Here is a 17,397-nt window from a genome sequence, read left to right on the forward strand (position 1 = left end):
GACACGCGGCTTGGCTCCACGGTCCGATGTGCCGCCGGGTACCTCCTTCCTACCTTCCTCCTCGTCACGAGGAGAGGAGAAGGGGCATGCGCCGCTTCGGAAGGACAGTGGTCACGGCCGCGCTGGCGGTGGTCGTTGTCGCGGGGACCGCCGGCTGGGCCTCCGGGGACAGCCAGCGGGCGGTCACGGGGCCGCCGCCCGGCACCGCGGCCTGGCGGGCCGACACGGTCGCCGGCCGTACGCCGCCCGATCCGGCGAGCGCGCCGCCGGCCGAGGTGGCCCGGTTCTTCGCCGGGCTGGACACCGCCGCGCTGCGCTACCTCGTACGAGCCCACCCGCTGGTGGCGGGCAACCTGGAGGGGGCGCCGCTCCCCCTGCGGTACGAGGCCAACCGGATCGCCGTCTCCGCCACGGGTGACGCGCGGTACGCCTCCCTGGCCGCGCCGGACCGGCAGGTCCTGGCCTTCGATCCGCGCGGGCGGGGCCAGGTCGCCGAGGTCTTCGGCGACCTGGAACACGCGGCGCACGTCTCGGTGGTCGTGCCCGGCGCGGACAACGGCGCCTCCACCCACGACGCCCGGCGCGCGCCCCACACCGGACCGGCCGGGATGGCCCGCACCCTGCGCGCGGCGGCCGGCGAGGGCACCGCGGTGATCGCCTGGACCGGGTACACCACGCCGGTCGGAGTGGGCCTGGACACGGCCGTGGGACGGCTGGCGGAGGCCGGGGCGGAGCGCCTGGCGCGGTTCACGGCGGGCCTCGACGCGGTCGGCGCGCCCGATCCGGTGCTGTTCTGCCACAGCTACGGCTCGGTCGTCTGCGGGCTGGCGGCCCGGCACACGGACGCCGCCGACGTCGTGGCCCTCGGGTCCCCCGGCATGCGCGCCGACACCTCGGCCGCGCTGCGCACCGGGGCCCGCGTCTGGGCGGCCCGGAGCCCCTCCGACTGGATCGCCGACATCCCGAACGTCGAGTTCGCCGGTCTCGGCCACGGCGCCGACCCGACGTCCGCGGCCTTCGGCGCCCGCCGCGTACCCGCCGCCGACGTGCGGGGCCACACCGGCTACTTCGCCCCCGGCACCCAGTCCCTGGCGGCGTTCGCCGCGATCGCGAACGGAGAGGTCCGATGAGTACGAGCACGCTCACGACGCTGCGGAAGGCCGCCGTCCGGATCGACGCGCGGACTCCCGCCCACCGCGACCGGGCGGTGGACGGGCTGCGCGCCCTGGCCCTGCTCGCCGTGCCGACCGGGCACTGGCTGCTCGGCGGGTTCACGCTCGACGCGGACGGCGGGCTGCACAACGCCAGCCCGCTCACCGCCTTCGGGGGCCTCGCCCCGGCGAGCTGGGTGCTCCAGATGCTCGGCATCTTCTTCCTCGTCGGGGGCTACGCCTCGGCCCTGTCGTACGGGCGCCGCCGGGGCTCGACCGGGGCATGGCTCAAGGGCCGGATGGTACGTCTGGGGCGGCCGGTGCTCGGGGTCACGGCGGTGTGGGCGCTGGCGGCGCCCGTGCTGTACGCGGCGGGGGTGCCGGAGGAGACCCTGCGGACCGGGGCCACGCTGGTGGTCCAGCCGCTGTGGTTCGTCGGCGTGTACGCGGTGGTCACCGCGCTGACCCCGTACTGCGTGCGGGCCGCGCGCCGGCTCGGCGGGTGGGCGGCGGCGCCGCTGCTCGCCTCGGTCGCGGTGGTGGACTTCCTGCGGTACGGGCCGCTCGCCGACGCGGTGCCGTCCTGGCTGGCGCTGGTGAACATCCTCCCGGGCTGGCTGTTCGCGTACCAGCTGGGCGTCTCCTGGGGCGAGGGGCGGATCGGGCGGCGCGGCGGCCGGCTGCTCCTGGCGGGCGGGGCACTGCTGTTCGCGGCGCTGCTGGTGGTCTTCCACTACCCGGCGTCCATGGTCGGCGTGCCGGGCGCGGCACGGACCAACTCACACCCGCCGTCGCTGCTGGTGCTCGCGCTGGCGGCGGCCCAGTCGGGGGCCGCGGTCCTGCTGCGCGACCGGATCGCGAAGCTGCTGGCGCGGCCGGCGCTGTGGGCTCCGGTGGTCGTGGTCAACCTGTGCGCGATGACCGTCCTGTGCTGGCACCAGACGGCGATGCTGGCCGCGGCCGTTCCCGGTTCGTTCGCGGGCGCGGTGGCGGGGCTGACCACGGCGCCGGACAGCCTGGGGTGGATCGCGGCACGGGTGGCGTGGATGCCGGTGTTCGCGGTGCTGCTGGTCGTCATCGCCCGGTACGCGCGCCGGTTCGAGGGTCCGCCGCGGGAGGGGCGCGGGGCGACCGTGCTGCGCCGGGCGGTGGCGGGGGTCCTGGCAGCGGGGTTCGCGGTGTTCGCCCTGGGCCTGGCGTAACGGCGCCGCAGGGCCCCCGGATACGGCGAGAGCGCCGCTCCCCTGAAGGAGCGGCGCTCTCGTCGTGTACGGGTGATCCGCCGTCAGGCGATCGAGGCCGCGACGATGGCGGCGACGGCGAGGTTGCAGCAGGCGGTGACCCAGACCGCCGGGTGGGGCTCGGGGTCGACGACGATGGCGCCGAGCTTGCCCGGGGTCACCAGGTCCAGCACCAGGAAGGCCACCGCCATCAGGACCAGGCCGAGGAGGCCGAAGGCCGCGGTCGACAGCAGGCCCTTGCCGAAGTCCTCGTACGTGGTCCAGATCGAGGTGAAGACGATGCCGCCGATGCCCAGGAGAGCGGAGCTGAGCAGGAGCGCCGCGTTGCGGTTGCGCTCCTCCCAGATCTGCTTCGGGAGCTTCCCGGGCGTCAGCACGTCGACGAGGACGATGCCGAGGATCAGCAGCACCAGGCCGAGGGCGCCGAAGGCGCTGGTGCGGCCTAGTCCGTTGATGATGTCGCTCATGGGGAAGCCTGTCTCCGCGTGGTTGGGAAGGATGTGCCGTGGGGAGGCTGGCCGAATCTATCGCACAGCCTTGCCCCGGACCATGGGGAGGTCGCCAGGTGGTACAGCTCAGGGCCGCGCGCCCGGCACCCGGCGGGCGGCGGTACGGCTGCCGGCGGGCCGGCCGGCCGCCGGCGAGAGCAGCGTTCTGAAATCGGAGCACGGGGTCGGCGGTTCGGGCACGACGGTGGTCACCCCCGCCCGGGTGCGAGCGGCGGGCGGCTGCCGCGCGTGCGCGGGACCGCGACGTCGACGACCGCGGGCCGCGAACACCCGTCACGGAAGCGGGAGTTGCCGATACGAAAGAACGTGCGGGCGCGGAATCCTTGACCTCGACTTTGGTTGAGGTTTTACGGTTCGACCCATGGACATGGAAGTCACCGCCTGGACCTCGCTCCACAGCGCGATCAACGCCGAGCAGGACCGCCGCCCGTTCTCCCGGGCGACCCTGCGCCGCATCGCCGCCTTCGCCCGCCCGCACCGCCGGGGCCTCCTCTTCTTCCTGCTGCTCAGCGTGGTCGGCGCGCTGCTGGCGGTGGCCACCCCGGTGCTCGCCAGCCAGGTCGTCGACAGCATCGTGGACGGCCGGGAGAACGGCACGGTCACCCGGCTCGCCCTCCTCATCGCGCTGATCGCGGTGGCCGAGGCGGGTCTGGGCCTGCTGACCCGCAGGCTCTCCGCCACCCTCGGCGAAAGCCTGATCCTGGACCTGCGGACCGCGGTCTTCGACCACGTGCAGCGGATGCCGGTCGCCTTCTTCACCCGGACCAGGACCGGCGCCCTGGTCAGCCGGCTCAACAACGACGTGATCGGCGCCCAGAGGGCGTTCAGCAACACCCTGTCGGGGGTGGTCGCCAACACGGTGACCCTGCTGCTGACGCTCGTCGTGATGCTGGGCATCTCGTGGCAGATCACCCTGCTGGCGCTGGTGCTGCTGCCGGTGTTCGTGCTGCCCGCCCGCCGGATGGGGGCGCGGATGGCCGCGATGCAGCGCGAGGCGTCGACGCTGAACGCCGCGATGGGCACCCAGATGACCGAGCGGTTCTCCGCCCCCGGCGCGACGCTGGTCAAGCTGTTCGGACGGCCCGCCGACGAGTCCGCCGAGTTCGCGGTTCGGGCGCGCAAGGTCCGGGACATCGGCGTCCGTACGGCGATGGCCCAGTCGGCGTTCATCACGGCCCTGACCCTCGTGTCCGCCCTGGCCCTCGCGCTCGTCTACGGGCTCGGCGGGTACTACGCCCTGCGCGGGAGCCTGGACGCGGGCGCGGTCGTCGCCCTCGCCCTGCTCCTGACCCGGCTGTACGCCCCGCTGACCTCGCTGGCCGGGGCCCGCGTCGAGGTGATGAGCGCGATGGTGAGCTTCGAGCGGGTCTTCGAGATCCTCGACCTGAAGCCGCTGATCGCCCAGAAGCCGGACGCCCGCCGGGTCCCGGAAGGTCCGGTGGCCGTCGAGTTCGACCGGGTCACCTTCGGCTACCCCGCCGCGGACAAGGTCTCCCTCGCCTCCCTGGAGGAGGTCGCCGCCCTCGACGCCCGCGGCGGCACCGAGGTGCTGCACGAGGTGTCCTTCCGCGCCGAGCCGGGCCAGATGATCGCCCTGGTCGGCTCGTCCGGCGCCGGCAAGTCGACCATCGCGCAGCTGCTGCCGCGGCTGTACGACGCCGACGCGGGAGCGGTCCGCCTGGGCGGGGTGGACGTACGGGACCTGACGGCCGACTCCATCCGCGAGACGCTCGGCATGGTCACGCAGGACGGGCACCTCTTCCACGAGTCTGTACGGGCGAACCTGCTGCTGGCCCGGCCGGAGGCGACGGAGGCCGAGGTGTGGGAGGCCCTGCGCCGCTCCCGGCTGGACGGGCTGGTCGCCTCGCTGCCGGACGGGCTGGACACCGTCGTCGGGGAGCGCGGGTACCGGCTGTCCGGCGGGGAGCGGCAGCGGCTGACCATCGCGCGGCTGCTGCTGGCCCGGCAGCGGGTGGTGATCCTCGACGAGGCCACGGCCCACCTGGACTCCACTTCGGAGGCCGCGGTGCAGGAGGCGCTGGGCGAGGCCCTGTCGGGGCGGACCGCGGTGGTGATCGCGCACCGGCTGTCGACCGTACAGGCGGCGGATCTGATCCTGGTCGTCGAGGACGGCCGGATCGTGGAACGCGGCACGCACGGCGAGCTGCTGGCCGCGGGCGGCCGGTACGAGGAGCTGTACCGCACCCAGTTCGCGGCGGCGCCCGCCGGTTCCGGCGGGGTGCCGGCGGCTCCGGGAGCATGAGGCCCCGCCGTCCCGGCCGGGGCGGGGGTGGAGGGTGCGGGGCGGCGGGGGGCGCGGGGCGGGGCAGGGGCCCGGCCGGGTGGCGGGCGGCGCCGATGCGGCGAACCGGCCGGTGCCCGCGTACGGTCGGCGTCATGCGCATTGTCATCGCAGGTGGACACGGACGGATCGCACTGAGGCTGGAACGCCTCCTCGCCGCGCGGGGGGACGAGGTCACGGGCATCATCCGGTCGGAGGAACAAGCGGACGACCTACGGGCGGCCGGCGCCGAACCCGTCGTACTGGACCTGGAGTCGGCCCCGGTCCGGTCGGTGGCCGCGGTCCTGCGGGGCGCCGACGCCGTGGTCTTCGCCGCGGGCGCCGGCCCCGGCAGCGGCCACGCGCGCAAGGACACCGTGGACCGCGGCGCCGCGGTCCTCTTCGCGAACGCGGCCGAGCGGGCCGGCGTACGCCGCTACCTCACCGTTTCCGCCATGGGCGCGGACGTGGAGCACGGGGGCGACGAGGTCTTCGACGCGTACCTGCGGGCCAAGGGCGCGGCCGACGACGACCTGCGGTTCCGCTCCGGCCTCGACTGGACGATCCTGCGCCCCGGCGCCCTCACCGACGCGGCGGGAACCGGACTGGTCCGCCTGGAGGCGAGCACCGGCCGCGGCGAAATCCCCCGCGACGACGTGGCGGCGGTCCTCGTCCGCCTGATCGACACGCCGGCGACGGCGGGCCTGGTCCTGGAGCTGACCAGCGGCACGACGCAGCTGCCCGCCGCGGTGGACGCCCTCGCGAGCCGTTCCCTGTAGAGCCCTTCTCCCGGGCGGGGGCCTGACCTGTGCCCCGGCCGGCGCCTTCCGGCCCTGCCGCGTCGCGTGCGGATCGGGTACGGCCTCGGCTCCCTGTCCACCGGCACGTTCGCCACCGTGCCGGGGCTCATCCTGCTCTGCAACCTGACCGACATCCTCGCGGTCCCGGCGGCCGTCGCCGGGGCGGCGGTCTTCCTGCCCAAGGCCTGGGACGTCCTGATCAACCGCCGCTCCGGCCGCGGCGGGTCCGACCACGCCTTCGGCGACACCCCTTCGGCGACACCTCCTACAGGGAGCGGGCCGCGCCGCCGTCGATGCGGATGGACTCGCCGTTGATGTAGGCGGCGTCCTGCGAGACGAGGAAGCGGGTGAGGTTGCCGATCTCCCGGACCGTGGCGTAGCGCCCGGCCGGGATCTTCGCGAGGAAGGCGGGGTCTTCGGGCCAGCTGTCGACGAAGCCGGGCATCACGCTGTTCATGCGGATGCCGCGGGCCGCGTACCGGTCGGCGTACAGCTTGGTGAACGAGGTCAGGGCGGCGCGGAGGCTGGAGTTGACGGGGATCGGGCCCATCGGCTCGAAGGCCGTGTAGGAGGAGAGGTTGACGAAGGCCCCGCCGCCGGCCGCCTCCATGTGCGGGGTCACGAGCCGCGCCATACGGACCACGCTGAGCAGCAGCATGTCCAGGCCGTCGTGCCAGTCCTCGTCGGTGACCTCGAGGAGTTCGTCGTTGCGGGCGTGTCCGGCGCCGTTGACCACGGCGTCGATGCGTCCGTGGCGGGCCAGGGTGGCCTCGACGAGACGGGCCAGGTCGGCGGGCTCGGTGAGGGAGCCGACGGTGGCCGTGCCGCCGAGCTCCGCGGCGAGGTCCTCGATGCCGGGGTCGATGTCGAGCAGCGAGACGCGATGTCCGGCGGCGGCCAGTTCGGTGGCGATGCCCCGGCCGATGCCGGAGCCGGCGGCGGTGACGATCGCGACGGGACCTTCGTCGGCGGGGGGAGTGGGGGTGGCGGTGGGGGTGCTCACGGCGGTGCCTGCTGCTTCCGTTCGGGATGCTGTACGAGATTCACCGTACAATCGTACGGAAGCTCGGGCAAACCGGGTGACCGGGGCCGGCGGGCACCGCGTGCGACGTACCATCGGACCCATGGCCACGTACCACCCCGTCCCCGAACAGCTCCTCGTCGAGGACGTGCTCGCCGCCCTCGGCAACCCCGTACGCCTCGGCATCGTCCGCGAGCTCGCCTCCTCCCCCGACGGGCGGACCTGCGGCAGCCTCCCCCTGGAGGTCACCAAGGCCACGGCCACCCACCACTGGCGGGTGCTGCGCGAGTCCGGGGTCACCCAGGAGCACAAGGTCGGCCGCTACAAGGCGGTGTCGCTGCGCCGCGAGGACCTCCAGCGCCGGTTCCCGGGCCTGCTGGACGCCGTCCTCGCCGCCACCCCGCCGACCGCGGGCTGAGGAGGAGCGATGCCAGGCCCGACCCGGATCGCCTCCCCGGGTTGACCTTCAAGCGGGATGAAAGTCGACACTCAGCGGCATGAACGACGCCTCACCCGACCTGATGAGCATCAGCGCGTTCGCCCGGCGGGTCGGACTCGCGCCGAGCGCCCTGCGCTTCTACGACGACTGCCGCGTGCTGCTCCCCGCCCACGTGGACGGCGCCACCGGCTACCGCTTCTACTCCCCCGCCCAGGAGGCCCGCGCCCGGCTGCTGCGCGGGCTCCGCGCGACCGGGCTGGCGCTGGCGGACGTGACCGCCGTACTGGACGGGCCCCCGGGCCGGGCCCGGGTGGTTCTCGAACGGCACCGGGCGGCGGCCCGGGAGCGCGGGCGCGCCGCCGACGCGGCCATCGCGGCGGTGCTCGACGGCCTTCCAGGGGGTCCGCGGAGCACCGAGTTCATCCTGGGCGGGGCCGAGCTGGCCAGTGCGGCCCGGCAGGTCACCCCGGCCGCCGGGCGTGATCCCGCGCACCCGGAACTGGGCGGTGTGCTGGTGGAGTTCGAGGAGGACGAGGTCCGCTTCGTGGCCACCGACCGGTACCGGCTCGCGCTGCGCACCCTCCGGCCGGCCGCGCTGACCGGACCCGCCGGCCGGGTGCTCGTGGACGCCGACGCCCTCCTCGGGCTCGGGGCGTGGGCCGCCCGGACGGCCGAGGTGACCCTGGTCGCCGGACCGGCCGGGGCCTCGCTGGCCGTGCGCCACCCCGGCGGCTCGCGCGAGGCGGCGGGCACGGCCGGGGAGTACCCCGCCTACCGGGACATGCTCGCCGCGCTACCCGCGGCCCGGCACCGCGTGATCGTGGACCGGGCCGCGCTCCTCGCCGCCCTGGAGGACTGCGGCGACTCCCCCGCCGTCGCCCTCGAACTGGGACGGGACCGGCTGCTGGTGGCGTGCCGCGCCCTGCCCGCCCTGCGCGCGGAGGCCGAACCCGTACGCCTCGGCTTCGACCCCGCGGTACTCGCGCCCGTCCTGGAGGCGAGCGTCGGCCCGGACGTGCTGCTGGAGGTCTCGGAGCCGACCCTGTCCGTTCTGGTGCGCTCCGCCGACCAGGGCAGCTTCACCGCGCTCGTGATGCCCGTCGCCGTACCCGACCGCCGAGCGTGAGGAAGACCACCCCGTGAACCCGGATCAGCAGACCGTCAGGCTGTGCGCCGAGGGCATGGCCGCCGAGGCCGAGGGGCGCGACGACGACGCCCGGGACCTCTTCCGGGAGGCCTGGGACCGCGCGGGCGACGACTACGAGGCCTGCGTCGCCGCGCACTATCTCGCCCGGCAGCAGCCCACGCCCGAAGCCGCGCTCCACTGGAACCTGACCTGCCTGGAACGGGCCGACCGGGTGGGCGACGCGCGCGTCGCGCGGGCTCCGGACGGGCTCCGGTACCGCGTAGGCGTCAGCCCTGCGCGGCAGCGGGGGCGGGTGCCTCGCCGAGCTCCCAGGCGTGGCGCTTGAACTCCCGCCGGAAGTCGCCGTGGTCCTCCCACTGACGGGCGATCCCGCGCAGCACGTCCCAGTGGAGCTCCACGGTCTGGTCGATGACGCGGCGCACGGCCGGCTCGGCCGTCGCGCGCGTCTCGATGAGGCCCTTCGTCACCGAGGCCTCCAGTACGGCGTTGCGCAGGGCGCGCAGCGCGCGGGAGGTGTCGTCCATGCCGAAGCCGTTCTCGCTGCCCGTCTCCGCTGCGAACAGCGGGGTGAGCCGCGCTTCGATGAACGCGGTGATCCGCTCGAAGTGCTGCACGTCCATCAGGGGGCTCCGCTCCTGCCGGTCCGCCACGGGCCCCGGCATCTTGATCGTCAGGTGTACGGCGTCATTATCCGGCAGCGGACGATGATCTCTTCGACGAGTCCCCGGGGGAAGGACCCTGCGCGATGAACGACAGCACGTTGCCCGCCGAACGGTTCGAGGAGCACCGCTCCCATCTCCGGGCGGTGGCCTACCGGATGCTCGGCTCGCTCGCCGAGGCCGAGGACGCCGTACAGGAGGCGTGGCTGCGGTTCGACCGCTCGGACACCGATGACGTCGAGAACCTCGGCGGATGGCTGACCACCGTCGTGGCGCGCGTGTGCCTGAACGTGCTCCGCGCCCGGTCCTCGCGCCGCGAGGACCCCCTCGACGCGTTCACGACGGAGTCGGCCGCCGGCCCGGAGGCACGGGTCGATCCGGAGCACGAGGCGCTGCTCGCCGATGCGGTGGGGCTGGCCCTGCTGGTGGTGCTCGACACCCTGACGCCGTCCGAGCGCGTCGCGTTCGTCCTGCACGACCTGTTCGCCGTGCCCTTCGACGACATCGCTCCGATGATCGAGAAGACCCCGGCGGCGACGCGGCAGCTGGCCGGCCGGGCGCGCCGCCGGGTGCGGGGGCGGACTCGGGACGCCGACGGCGACGGCGGCGGCGACCGGGCCCGGCAGCGGCTCGTGGTGGACGCGTTCCTGGCCGCCACGCGCGGCGGGGACTTCGACGCGCTGCTCTCCCTGCTCCACCCCGGTGTGGTGCTGCGGGCGGACCGGGCGGTCGGGCCGACGCCCGAACCGCTGCTGGTCACGGGCGCCGAGACCGTCGCCCGGGGCGCGATGGCCGCCATGCGGCGGGCCCGGACCACGGGGCCGGCGCTCGTCGACGGCTCGGCCGGCCTGGTGATGGCGCCGCTCGGCAAGCTGTTCCTTGTCCTGCGCTTCGCCCTCGCGGACGGTCGGATCACGGAGATCGACCTGGTCGCGGAGCCGGACCGGCTGAGCGCGCTGGAGATCGCCGTCCTCACCGACTGACCTCGCCGACAGGCGCCGGGCAGGGGACCCGGCGCCCGTGGCGCGCAGGCGCCGGCTGCATGCGGTGACGGTCCCGGTCCCGGCGGACCGGGAGTTACTCTGCACCGCATGGACGAGCTCGACGGTGTGGAGATCATCGCCTCCGCGGACGCCGCGGCGTTCGACGCGTGGCTGGCCGGTCACCACACCCGCGGGGCGGGGGTGTGGGTCAAGGTGGCCAAGAAGGGGTCCGGCATCGCGTCGGTGACCTCCGACGAGCTGGTCGACGTCGGCCTCTGCCACGGCTGGATCTCCGGCCAGCGGCGCACCCTCGACGACCGGCACTACCTGCAGAAGTACGTGCCGCGCCGGCCCAGGAGCCTGTGGTCGCAGGTGAACGTCGACAGGGTCGCCGCGCTCACGGCCGATGGGCGGATGCGCGAACCGGGGCTGGCCGAGGTCCGACGGGCCCAGGCGGACGGCCGCTGGGCGGCGGCCTACGCGTCACAGCAGACGGCGACGGTACCGCCCGACCTCGCGGCGGCGCTCGACGCCAGCCCGGAGGCCAGGAAGGCGTTCGACGCCCTCGACCGGACCGGGCAGTACCGGCTGATCCTTCCGCTGCTCCAGGCCCTCACGCCCGCCGCCCGGCAGGCCCGCCTCGACAAGGCGGTGGCCTCACTGACACGCGGCTGAGTCCGGCACGAGAACTCGCACTCCAACACCGTTTTCCACAGCGACGGTTCGGCCCCCCGGGTCTCTATGACGCCCGGGATCACGCTCGCACACTGGCGCCGTGACCGACCGCGTCAAGCACCTGCCGCCGGCGGCGATCCCCGCGCCCGGCCCCGCAACCTGGAACGTCCCCGACACCGAGCGCTGGCACCCGGCCCGCGTCCCGGCGGTCCTCGCGCCCGTACCCGGCAGCCGGGGCCTGGCCGTCCTGGCCCTCGCCTCGCTCCTGCCGCGCGCCTGGAGAACCCCGGAGCCCGCCGCCCTCGGTTCGGCCTGGTGGGCCTGCACGGAAGTCGCCCTGCTCATCGCGCTTCCGCTGCAATGCCGCTTCCTCCCCGTCCTCGCCCTGCTGTCGGCCCCCGTGATCGCGGTGCTCTCGTACGCGTCTCTCTCCTCGTCCCCCGCACCCGACGCGGGAGCCGCTTCGCGTACGGGCTGACGGTCGCCCTCTGCGTGTGCGCCGCGGCCGGAGTCGCCGGACGCCTGCTCTCCCGGCGCCTCCAGCGCGCGGCCGTGCTCCGCGCCGCCGACCCGGTCCGCCACGCCGTGCCGAGTCCGCTGCCCCTCATGCACGACGACGCGCCCACCGGCAGCTGACCGGTGATCACCCGCTGTCGTACGGATGGTCGCGGGTCCGTTGGGCGCGGTGCGCACCACTCGTGGCTCCACCCGATCGCGGTCCGCAGGGCCCGGTGCCGGAGCGGCCGGACGGGACGGGCTGACGGCTGGTCAGGAGCGGGGTGAGGTGCCGTGCGGCGTCGAGCGGGGCCCGTACGAGGGCCCGTACGGCGGGCACCAGGTGCTCGCAGCAGTCCAGTACGAGGAGCATCCGGCGGTCGCCGATCCACTCGCGGACGGCTTCGGCGAGGGTGCGGGGGGTGTGGTCGGCGAGGTCGAGCGCGTCGGCGACGGTGTCGAGGAGCAGCCGGTCGTCGGGCAGCGGCGAGAGGTCGGCCCAGTGGACCCCGTCGGGGAACGGCCCGTCGGGGCCGGCGAGTCCGCGCGCGCCGTCCAGCACCTCCCGCACAGGCGGGTCTTGCCGACACCGCCCGGTCCGGTCAGGGTGGTCAGCCGGCCTTCGGTCAAGGCCGCTTGCAGTGCGACCAGTTCACCGCCCCGCCCCACGAAGGTGGCGCCTGCGCCGTCATTCGCCCCGCCAAGTCCCAGCACGTGTCCAGTGTGGCCTACGGGGCGGGTGCGCGTCCTACGGAGCGAGGACGTCCAGTTCCTCCAGGGCGCCCACCGCGATCTGCCGGGTCAGTGCCTCGGCTCGTGCCGCGTCGCCCTCCCGGACGGCTTCCGCGACTTGGACGTGCAGGGTGACGGCGGCCGGGTCGGGGTCGTGGAACATCACCTCGTGCCGGGTGCGGCCGGTCAGCACCGCCGCGACGACGTCGCCGAGCCGGGCGAACATCTCGTTCCCGGAGGCGTTCAGGACGACGCGGTGGAAGGCGATGTCGTGGCGGAGATAGCCGTCGAGCTGGTGCCCGCGCGAGGTACGCACCATGCCGAGGGCCGCTTCGGTGAGTTCGGCGCACTGCTCCGGGGTGGCCAGGGTCGCCGCGAGCCCGGCGGCGACCGGCTCGACCGCGGAGCGCAGCACGGTGAGGGAGCGCAGCTGGCGGGGGCGGTCGGTGCCGGCCAGCCGCCAGACGATGACGCGGGGGTCGTACACGTTCCACTCGTCCGTGGGACGCACCGTGACGCCGACCCGGCGGCGGGACTCGACCAGCCGCATCGATTCCAGGACCCGGACGACCTCCCGCACGACGGTGCGGGAGGCGTCGAACCGCTCGGCGATCTCGTCGGTCCGCAGGACGCTGCCCGGCCGGTACTCCCCCGCCGTGATGGCGAGGCCGAGGGTGTCCAGCACACGGGAGTGGAGCCCCTGCCCGGGGCCGCCGTCGGTCGTCATGGGCGTAAGCGTAGGTGACGGCACGGAGCACGCCGATGAACGTCGGCGAACAAAAGATGCGACGTTTTCTACCTACTACTTGAATACGTACTACTTAATAGGCTTCAGTGGTGCCACACGAACCGATGTCGACGAGGACAGCGAGGTACGGCGTGAGCTCCCAGCGCGTCTTTGTGGTGATGGGCGTGGCCGGCACGGGCAAGACGACCGTGGGCCGGCTGCTCGCCGAGGCGCTCGCCCTCCCGTATGCGGAGGGCGACGCGTTCCACCCGGCGGCCAACGTCGCCAAGATGTCCGACGGCATCCCCTTGGAGGACGCGGACCGGTGGCCGTGGCTGGACGCCATCGGCGACTGGATCCGCACCCGGGACGGACGTGGCGGCGGGGTGGTCGCCGCCTCCTCGCTCAAACGCGCCTACCGCGACCGGCTGCGCGAGTCGGGCCCGCGGACGGTCTTCGTCCACCTCACCGGGGACCGGCCGCTGATCGAGGAGCGGATGGCGGCCCGCAAGGGCCACTTCATGCCGCCCGCCCTGCTGGACTCGCAGTTCGCCACCCTGGAACCCCTCCAGCCGGACGAGGCGGGCGTCGTCATCGACGTGTCCGGTTCGCCCGAGGACATCACCGCGCGGGCGCTGGCCGCCCTGCGCCGGCTCGGCCCGCCCGAGAACCCCAGCACACCCCAGAACTAAGGAATCGTCACCGTGACCGGTCTCAGCGTCGAGACACTGGCAGCGGCGGGCGGCGAACCGATCACCTCGGCCGGGAACACCCAGCTCGGGATCGCCGTACTCGCGGGCATCGCCGTCATCGTCCTGCTCATCACCCGCCTCAAGATGCACGCCTTTCTGGCCCTGACCCTGGGCTCACTGGCCCTCGGGGTCTTCGCGGGCGCCCCCCTGTCCAAGACCATCGCGAGCTTCACCGCCGGGCTGGGCGCCACGGTCGCCGGAGTCGGCGTACTGATCGCGCTCGGTGCGATCCTCGGCAAACTGCTGGCGGACTCCGGCGGCGCCGACGAGATCGTGGACACGATCCTCGCCCGGGCCAAGGGCCGGGCCATGCCGTGGGCGATGGTGCTGATCGCCTCGGTCATCGGGCTGCCGCTCTTCTTCGAGGTCGGCATCGTGCTGCTGATCCCGGTGGTCCTGCTCGTGGCCAAGCACGGCAACTACTCCCTCATGCGGATCGGCATCCCCGCGCTGGCGGGCCTGTCCGTGATGCACGGACTCATACCGCCCCACCCCGGGCCGCTGGTCGCCATCGACGCGCTCGACGCGAACCTGGGCGTCACCCTCGCGCTGGGTGTGGTCGTGGCGATCCCCACCGTGATCATCGCCGGGCCGCTGTTCTCCCGCTACGCGGCCCGGTGGGTCGACATCCCGGCGCCGGAGCACATGATCCCGCAGCGTCCCTCGGAGGAGCTGGAGCACCGGCCCCGGTTCGGCGCCACCGTCTTCACGGTGCTGCTGCCGGTGGCCCTGATGCTGGTCAAAGCGCTGGTCGACATCGTCGTGGACGACCCCGCCGACCCGGTCCAGCGGGTCACCGACGTCGCGGGTTCCCCGCTGATCGCCCTCCTCGCAGCGGTGCTGGTGGGCATGTCCACCCTGGGCCGCGCGGCCGGCTTCACCCGGGCGAGGCTCTCGACGACGGTGGAGAAGTCCCTGGCCCCGATCGCGGGCGTCCTGCTGATCGTGGGGGCGGGCGGCGGCTTCAAGCAGACCCTGATCGACGCCGGCGTCGGGCAGATGATCCTCGACCTGTCGAAGAGCTGGGCGATCCCCGCCCTGCTGCTGGCCTGGCTGATCGCGGTGGTTATCCGCCTCGCGACCGGGTCGGCGACGGTGGCCACCATTTCGGCGGCCGGCCTGGTCGCCCCGCTCGCCGCGGGGATGTCGACCACCGAGACCGCGCTCCTGGTCCTCGCGATCGGCTCGGGTTCGCTGTTCTTCAGCCACGTCAACGACGCGGGCTTCTGGCTGGTCAAGGAGTACTTCGGGATGACGGTCGGACAGACCCTGAAGACCTGGTCGGTGATGGAGACCCTCATCTCCGTGGTCGGGCTGGGCTTCGTCATGCTCCTGTCGCTCGTGCTGTGAGCCCTGCGCGTGACCGGGTCGTCGAACTCGCCCGGCGCGCCGGCGCGTCAGCGCGGCGCGCGGTCGGCGTCGAGCTGAGCGGCGGCGAGGGCCAGGCCGTTGGCCGCGGTGGCACAGCGATCGGCGAAGATGTTCACCTCGGCGCGCAGGGCCTCGGAGCGCAGACCCGGCCAGACCGCGACGGCCGGGGTGACGGTCGTGTGCAGCCGCCCGGCGTGCGCCCGCAGCGCGTCCGCGTGGGCCCTCAGGCCGGCGGCGGGGCCGGGCAGGTGCGGGGCCGCCGCCAGCGGCGGGCGCGCGGCGGGGCGCTGCGGCTCCCCCGCGTCCGGGCTGCGCGGCGGGGCGGGCCGGGCGGCGGGGCGGCCGGCGTACCGGTCGGGCCCGCCGCGGCCGTCGTCGTCCGCACGGTCGCGGCCCCGGTCGCACAGGGCCAGGAAGGCGGCGCCGAGTCCGAGGAGCGGGTCGGCGGTCACGGCCCGGCCGGTGGCCACCTGCCAGCCCGCGTGGTCGTTGAAGGGGTTCGCGTCGGTCAGCGCGTTCCAGGCGAGGACGTCGGCGAACGCCGGGGCCAGCAGCGCGTAGGCGGGCCCCGCTCCCCGGTCGCGCACGATCGCCCGGAAGAGGCGGACTGCCTCGCCCTGCCGGCCCGCGCCGGCCGCGGCGAGGACGCCCGCGGCCGCCGGGTCGCGGCGCAGTTCGGGACGGCCCGCGCTCGCGGCGCCGATGCGGATCCGCAGACCGCAGACGGCGACGCTCACCGCGAGGCTCTCCCGGCGCGCCAGCAGCCCTGCGTACCGGCCTGCTCCGGCGACGCCCCGGCCCCGGGGTGCCCAGCCGAGGCCCGCCGGATCGGTGAGGGTGCGCAGCAGGGTGCGCCAGGCCAGCCGGCGGCGGCCGCCCCGGGCGAGTGCGGTCGCGGGCAGCCGGGCGCCGAGGGCCAGCCCGGAGGCGTAGCGGGCGGCCTCGCCCACCGTGTCGGCGGTTTCGGCGAGTTCGCGGCACAGCCTGTCGAGCAGGACGACGTCCGGGGCGGTGGACGCGGAGGTCGCGGCGTCGGGCATGGGGTCCTCTGGGGTTCGGCAAGGGGTACGGGAGGGCGGGGCCTGGCCGGTGGTACGGCGTCAGCGGCGGGCCAGGGTGAGCCGGATCCCGTGCGGATCGAGCGTCTCGGGCAGCGGTCCGACGGGGTCCAGGACCGGTCTGGTGGCCTCGATCCGGTGGCTCCGCAGCAGTTCGGCGCAGAGCGCGGCGGTCACCATCAGGCCGAGCTGATCGCCGGGGCAGCGTCCGCCGCCGTGGCCGAACGGCGCCATCCGGATGTCCTGGTCGGCGCCCTGGTCCTTCCAGCGGCCCGGTACGAAGGCGTGCGCGGCCGGTACGTGTTCCGGGTCGCGCTGGTGAAAGGCGGCGGGCAGCAGCACGGCGGTGCCCGCGGGGTGGCGCACGCCGTGCCAGACGGTCTCGGTGCGGGTGACGCGGATCAGGTCGGGGACCACCGGGTACAGCCGCAGGGATTCCCGGACGCAGGCCCGCAACCACGGCAGTTCCCCCGGAGCCGCGGCGGCGGCGGCTTCCGTGGCGGCCCGGCGCTGCTCCGCGGGGTGCGCGCCGAGCAGCAGGAGGGTGCGCAGCAGCGTTTCCGGAAGGGCGTCCAGCGCGGCGAGCCACTGGTGTGCGCGGCCGAGGGCGCCGGGGTGGAGGGCGGCCCGGCCGATGAGGGTGTCGCGGTCGGCGAGGCGGGCGTACTCCCGGATGCGGTCGTCGGCCTTCGCCCGCAGCGAGCGGGCGGCGCCGCGGGTCCTGCCGGTACGGGGGCCCGGCCCCGCACCGGGTGCGGGACGGCCGCCTCCGGCGCGCAGCTGCCTGAGCCAGCCGGTGAGCTGTTCGTCCCCGGCGGCCGCGTGGCCCAGCACGATCCGGCGCGCGACCCGGTCCACGGTGTGCCGGGCGCGGGCGAGTTCGAGGGTCCCGGCGGCGGTCAGCTGCCGGGCCTCTTCGGCGAGGAGGGTGAGGAGCGCCTCGTACGAGGGGTGTACGGGGAATCCCGGGACCAGTGCCTCCGCGTCGATCCGGCGCCGCTCCGGGCGCAGTTCCCCGTGCCCGCAGTCGGCGCCGGCGGAGTCGGCGGCGTACGGGCCCCGGCACTTCTCGGGCGGCTCGGCCGCGAGGACGCTCGGGGGCTCGGCGTAGAAGCGGCCCAGGTCCCGCGGGTCGAGGAGGACGAGGACCGTCCGGCCGGCCCGGGTCCGCAGCAGCAGCGGCGCGTACCCGTGGCGCGTGCGCAGGGCGTGGAGGGTGCCGGCCGAGGCGCGGACCGTGTCGGCGCGGCGCGGCCGGGTGCCGACGAGGCCGCGGACGAGGGCGCCGAGGCCGTCGAGGGCGGCCTCTTGGACCGTGCGCATGCGTGTACCTCCGCGGCCGGAAGGGGACGGTCG

Annotated in this window: 20 protein-coding genes and 1 pseudogene; 14 read left to right on the forward strand and 7 right to left on the reverse strand. The window is 74.8% G+C overall.

From position 1 onward, the window contains the following. The first annotated feature begins 86 nt into the window (after nucleotides 1-86). Nucleotides 87-1,130, forward strand: coding sequence for an alpha/beta hydrolase (locus tag ACFWTC_RS26840; RefSeq protein WP_383930532.1), 1,044 nt, complete (start codon nucleotides 87-89; stop codon nucleotides 1,128-1,130). Beyond that, nucleotides 1,127-2,353 carry an acyltransferase gene (locus ACFWTC_RS26845; RefSeq protein ID WP_383930535.1) on the forward strand — a complete coding sequence of 409 codons (1,227 nt, stop codon included), beginning with the start codon at nucleotides 1,127-1,129 and terminating at the stop codon, nucleotides 2,351-2,353. The genes ACFWTC_RS26840 and ACFWTC_RS26845 overlap by 4 nt, the downstream gene beginning before the upstream one ends. Nucleotides 2,354-2,436: 83 nt before the next feature. Here the strand turns inward: ACFWTC_RS26845 and ACFWTC_RS26850 are convergent, their stop codons facing one another. Continuing rightward, the gene (locus ACFWTC_RS26850; RefSeq protein ID WP_383930538.1) at nucleotides 2,437-2,859 is read right to left on the reverse strand and encodes a DUF350 domain-containing protein; all 423 of its coding nucleotides are present in this window, start codon (nucleotides 2,857-2,859) and stop codon (nucleotides 2,437-2,439) included. 403 nt (nucleotides 2,860-3,262) lie between these two features. Between ACFWTC_RS26850 and ACFWTC_RS26855 the strand changes: the two genes are divergently transcribed. The 3 genes and pseudogenes from ACFWTC_RS26855 to ACFWTC_RS26865 all read left to right on the forward strand — a co-directional run. After that, complete coding sequence (locus ACFWTC_RS26855) at nucleotides 3,263-5,164, forward strand: ABC transporter ATP-binding protein (protein WP_384074710.1); 1,902 nt, start codon at nucleotides 3,263-3,265, stop codon at nucleotides 5,162-5,164. Nucleotides 5,165-5,298: 134 nt separating this feature from the next. Further along, nucleotides 5,299-5,961, forward strand: coding sequence for an SDR family oxidoreductase (locus ACFWTC_RS26860; protein WP_383930544.1), 663 nt, complete (start codon nucleotides 5,299-5,301; stop codon nucleotides 5,959-5,961). A gap of 27 nt (nucleotides 5,962-5,988) precedes the next feature. Continuing rightward, nucleotides 5,989-6,186: pseudogene (locus ACFWTC_RS26865) on the forward strand (MFS transporter); the annotation flags it as partial. A gap of 61 nt (nucleotides 6,187-6,247) precedes the next feature. On the opposite strand, the gene ACFWTC_RS26870 reads toward ACFWTC_RS26865, so the two are convergent. Next, nucleotides 6,248-6,985, reverse strand: coding sequence for an SDR family oxidoreductase (locus ACFWTC_RS26870; RefSeq protein ID WP_383930547.1), 738 nt, complete (start codon nucleotides 6,983-6,985; stop codon nucleotides 6,248-6,250). A 121-nt stretch (nucleotides 6,986-7,106) separates the two neighbouring features. On the opposite strand from ACFWTC_RS26870, the gene ACFWTC_RS26875 reads away from it, so the two are divergent. From ACFWTC_RS26875 to ACFWTC_RS26885, 3 genes are all read left to right on the forward strand, one after another. Further along, complete coding sequence (locus ACFWTC_RS26875) at nucleotides 7,107-7,421, forward strand: ArsR/SmtB family transcription factor (RefSeq protein WP_383930550.1); 315 nt, start codon at nucleotides 7,107-7,109, stop codon at nucleotides 7,419-7,421. Between the two features lie 79 nt (nucleotides 7,422-7,500). After that, the gene (locus ACFWTC_RS26880; RefSeq protein ID WP_384074712.1) at nucleotides 7,501-8,568 is read left to right on the forward strand and encodes a MerR family transcriptional regulator; all 1,068 of its coding nucleotides are present in this window, start codon (nucleotides 7,501-7,503) and stop codon (nucleotides 8,566-8,568) included. Nucleotides 8,569-8,581: 13 nt separating this feature from the next. Then, a complete protein-coding gene (locus tag ACFWTC_RS26885; RefSeq protein ID WP_383930556.1) occupies nucleotides 8,582-8,914 on the forward strand; it encodes a hypothetical protein in 333 nt (110 codons plus the stop codon). Here the strand turns inward: ACFWTC_RS26885 and ACFWTC_RS26890 are convergent. Beyond that, entirely contained in the window at nucleotides 8,856-9,209 is a 354-nt protein-coding gene (locus tag ACFWTC_RS26890) for a hypothetical protein (RefSeq protein ID WP_383930559.1), read from the reverse strand. The genes ACFWTC_RS26885 and ACFWTC_RS26890 overlap by 59 nt on opposite strands. 125 nt (nucleotides 9,210-9,334) lie before the next feature. On the opposite strand from ACFWTC_RS26890, the gene ACFWTC_RS26895 reads away from it, so the two are divergent. The 4 genes from ACFWTC_RS26895 to ACFWTC_RS26910 all read left to right on the forward strand — a co-directional run bounded on the left by ACFWTC_RS26895 (nucleotide 9,335) and on the right by ACFWTC_RS26910 (nucleotide 11,542). Beyond that, nucleotides 9,335-10,231, forward strand: a complete 897-nt coding sequence (locus ACFWTC_RS26895) for a sigma-70 family RNA polymerase sigma factor (RefSeq protein WP_384074715.1) — start codon at nucleotides 9,335-9,337, stop codon at nucleotides 10,229-10,231. Nucleotides 10,232-10,339: 108 nt separating this feature from the next. Beyond that, nucleotides 10,340-10,906 (forward strand): YdeI family protein, encoded by a 567-nt coding sequence (locus tag ACFWTC_RS26900; RefSeq protein ID WP_384074718.1) that lies wholly within the window; start codon nucleotides 10,340-10,342, stop codon nucleotides 10,904-10,906. A gap of 100 nt (nucleotides 10,907-11,006) precedes the next feature. Beyond that, nucleotides 11,007-11,384 carry a hypothetical protein gene (locus tag ACFWTC_RS26905; protein ID WP_383930568.1) on the forward strand — a complete coding sequence of 126 codons (378 nt, stop codon included), beginning with the start codon at nucleotides 11,007-11,009 and terminating at the stop codon, nucleotides 11,382-11,384. Nucleotides 11,385-11,398: 14 nt separating this feature from the next. Further along, nucleotides 11,399-11,542 (forward strand): hypothetical protein, encoded by a 144-nt coding sequence (locus ACFWTC_RS26910; protein ID WP_383930571.1) that lies wholly within the window; start codon nucleotides 11,399-11,401, stop codon nucleotides 11,540-11,542. A gap of 7 nt (nucleotides 11,543-11,549) precedes the next feature. Here ACFWTC_RS26910 and ACFWTC_RS26915 read toward each other — a convergent pair whose 3' ends face one another. Both ACFWTC_RS26915 and ACFWTC_RS26920 read right to left on the reverse strand, forming a co-directional pair. Further along, nucleotides 11,550-11,972 carry a hypothetical protein gene (locus ACFWTC_RS26915; protein ID WP_383930573.1) on the reverse strand — a complete coding sequence of 141 codons (423 nt, stop codon included), beginning with the start codon at nucleotides 11,970-11,972 and terminating at the stop codon, nucleotides 11,550-11,552. Between the two features lie 177 nt (nucleotides 11,973-12,149). Continuing rightward, entirely contained in the window at nucleotides 12,150-12,860 is a 711-nt protein-coding gene (locus tag ACFWTC_RS26920) for a FadR/GntR family transcriptional regulator (protein WP_383930575.1), read from the reverse strand. Between the two features lie 125 nt (nucleotides 12,861-12,985). Between ACFWTC_RS26920 and ACFWTC_RS26925 the strand changes: the two genes are divergently transcribed. Both ACFWTC_RS26925 and ACFWTC_RS26930 read left to right on the forward strand, forming a co-directional pair. Further along, complete coding sequence (locus ACFWTC_RS26925; protein ID WP_384074749.1) at nucleotides 12,986-13,552, forward strand: gluconokinase; 567 nt, start codon at nucleotides 12,986-12,988, stop codon at nucleotides 13,550-13,552. A gap of 12 nt (nucleotides 13,553-13,564) precedes the next feature. Continuing rightward, nucleotides 13,565-14,962: a gluconate:H+ symporter gene (locus ACFWTC_RS26930; protein ID WP_383930578.1), complete on the forward strand. Its 1,398-nt coding sequence runs from the start codon at nucleotides 13,565-13,567 to the stop codon at nucleotides 14,960-14,962. Between the two features lie 47 nt (nucleotides 14,963-15,009). Here ACFWTC_RS26930 and ACFWTC_RS26935 read toward each other — a convergent pair whose 3' ends face one another. Continuing rightward, the gene (locus ACFWTC_RS26935) at nucleotides 15,010-16,023 is read right to left on the reverse strand and encodes a hypothetical protein (RefSeq protein WP_383930581.1); all 1,014 of its coding nucleotides are present in this window, start codon (nucleotides 16,021-16,023) and stop codon (nucleotides 15,010-15,012) included. 60 nt (nucleotides 16,024-16,083) lie between these two features. Next, the gene (locus tag ACFWTC_RS26940; protein WP_383930584.1) at nucleotides 16,084-17,364 is read right to left on the reverse strand and encodes a cytochrome P450; all 1,281 of its coding nucleotides are present in this window, start codon (nucleotides 17,362-17,364) and stop codon (nucleotides 16,084-16,086) included. Between the last annotated feature and the right edge of the window lie 33 nt (nucleotides 17,365-17,397).

The organism is Streptomyces sp. NPDC058619 (genome assembly GCF_042717785.1).
GTDB lineage: Bacteria > Actinomycetota > Actinomycetes > Streptomycetales > Streptomycetaceae > Streptomyces.

What these genes read in the sequence shown, in the direction of transcription:
- ACFWTC_RS26855 (WP_384074710.1), top strand. Translation starts at nt 3,263, where the DNA reads ATGGACATGGAAGTCACCGCCTGGACCTCGCTCCACAGCGCGATCAAC.
- ACFWTC_RS26935 (WP_383930581.1), bottom strand. Translation starts at nt 16,023, where the DNA reads ATGCCCGACGCCGCGACCTCCGCGTCCACCGCCCCGGACGTCGTCCTG.
- ACFWTC_RS26845 (WP_383930535.1), top strand. Translation starts at nt 1,127, where the DNA reads ATGAGTACGAGCACGCTCACGACGCTGCGGAAGGCCGCCGTCCGGATC.
- ACFWTC_RS26920 (WP_383930575.1), bottom strand. Translation starts at nt 12,860, where the DNA reads ATGACGACCGACGGCGGCCCCGGGCAGGGGCTCCACTCCCGTGTGCTG.
- ACFWTC_RS26850 (WP_383930538.1), bottom strand. Translation starts at nt 2,859, where the DNA reads ATGAGCGACATCATCAACGGACTAGGCCGCACCAGCGCCTTCGGCGCC.
- ACFWTC_RS26895 (WP_384074715.1), top strand. Translation starts at nt 9,335, where the DNA reads ATGAACGACAGCACGTTGCCCGCCGAACGGTTCGAGGAGCACCGCTCC.
- ACFWTC_RS26900 (WP_384074718.1), top strand. Translation starts at nt 10,340, where the DNA reads ATGGACGAGCTCGACGGTGTGGAGATCATCGCCTCCGCGGACGCCGCG.
- ACFWTC_RS26875 (WP_383930550.1), top strand. Translation starts at nt 7,107, where the DNA reads ATGGCCACGTACCACCCCGTCCCCGAACAGCTCCTCGTCGAGGACGTG.
- ACFWTC_RS26940 (WP_383930584.1), bottom strand. Translation starts at nt 17,364, where the DNA reads ATGCGCACGGTCCAAGAGGCCGCCCTCGACGGCCTCGGCGCCCTCGTC.
- ACFWTC_RS26890 (WP_383930559.1), bottom strand. Translation starts at nt 9,209, where the DNA reads ATGGACGTGCAGCACTTCGAGCGGATCACCGCGTTCATCGAAGCGCGG.
- ACFWTC_RS26840 (WP_383930532.1), top strand. Translation starts at nt 87, where the DNA reads ATGCGCCGCTTCGGAAGGACAGTGGTCACGGCCGCGCTGGCGGTGGTC.
- ACFWTC_RS26925 (WP_384074749.1), top strand. Translation starts at nt 12,986, where the DNA reads ATGTCGACGAGGACAGCGAGGTACGGCGTGAGCTCCCAGCGCGTCTTT.
- ACFWTC_RS26880 (WP_384074712.1), top strand. Translation starts at nt 7,501, where the DNA reads ATGAACGACGCCTCACCCGACCTGATGAGCATCAGCGCGTTCGCCCGG.
- ACFWTC_RS26860 (WP_383930544.1), top strand. Translation starts at nt 5,299, where the DNA reads ATGCGCATTGTCATCGCAGGTGGACACGGACGGATCGCACTGAGGCTG.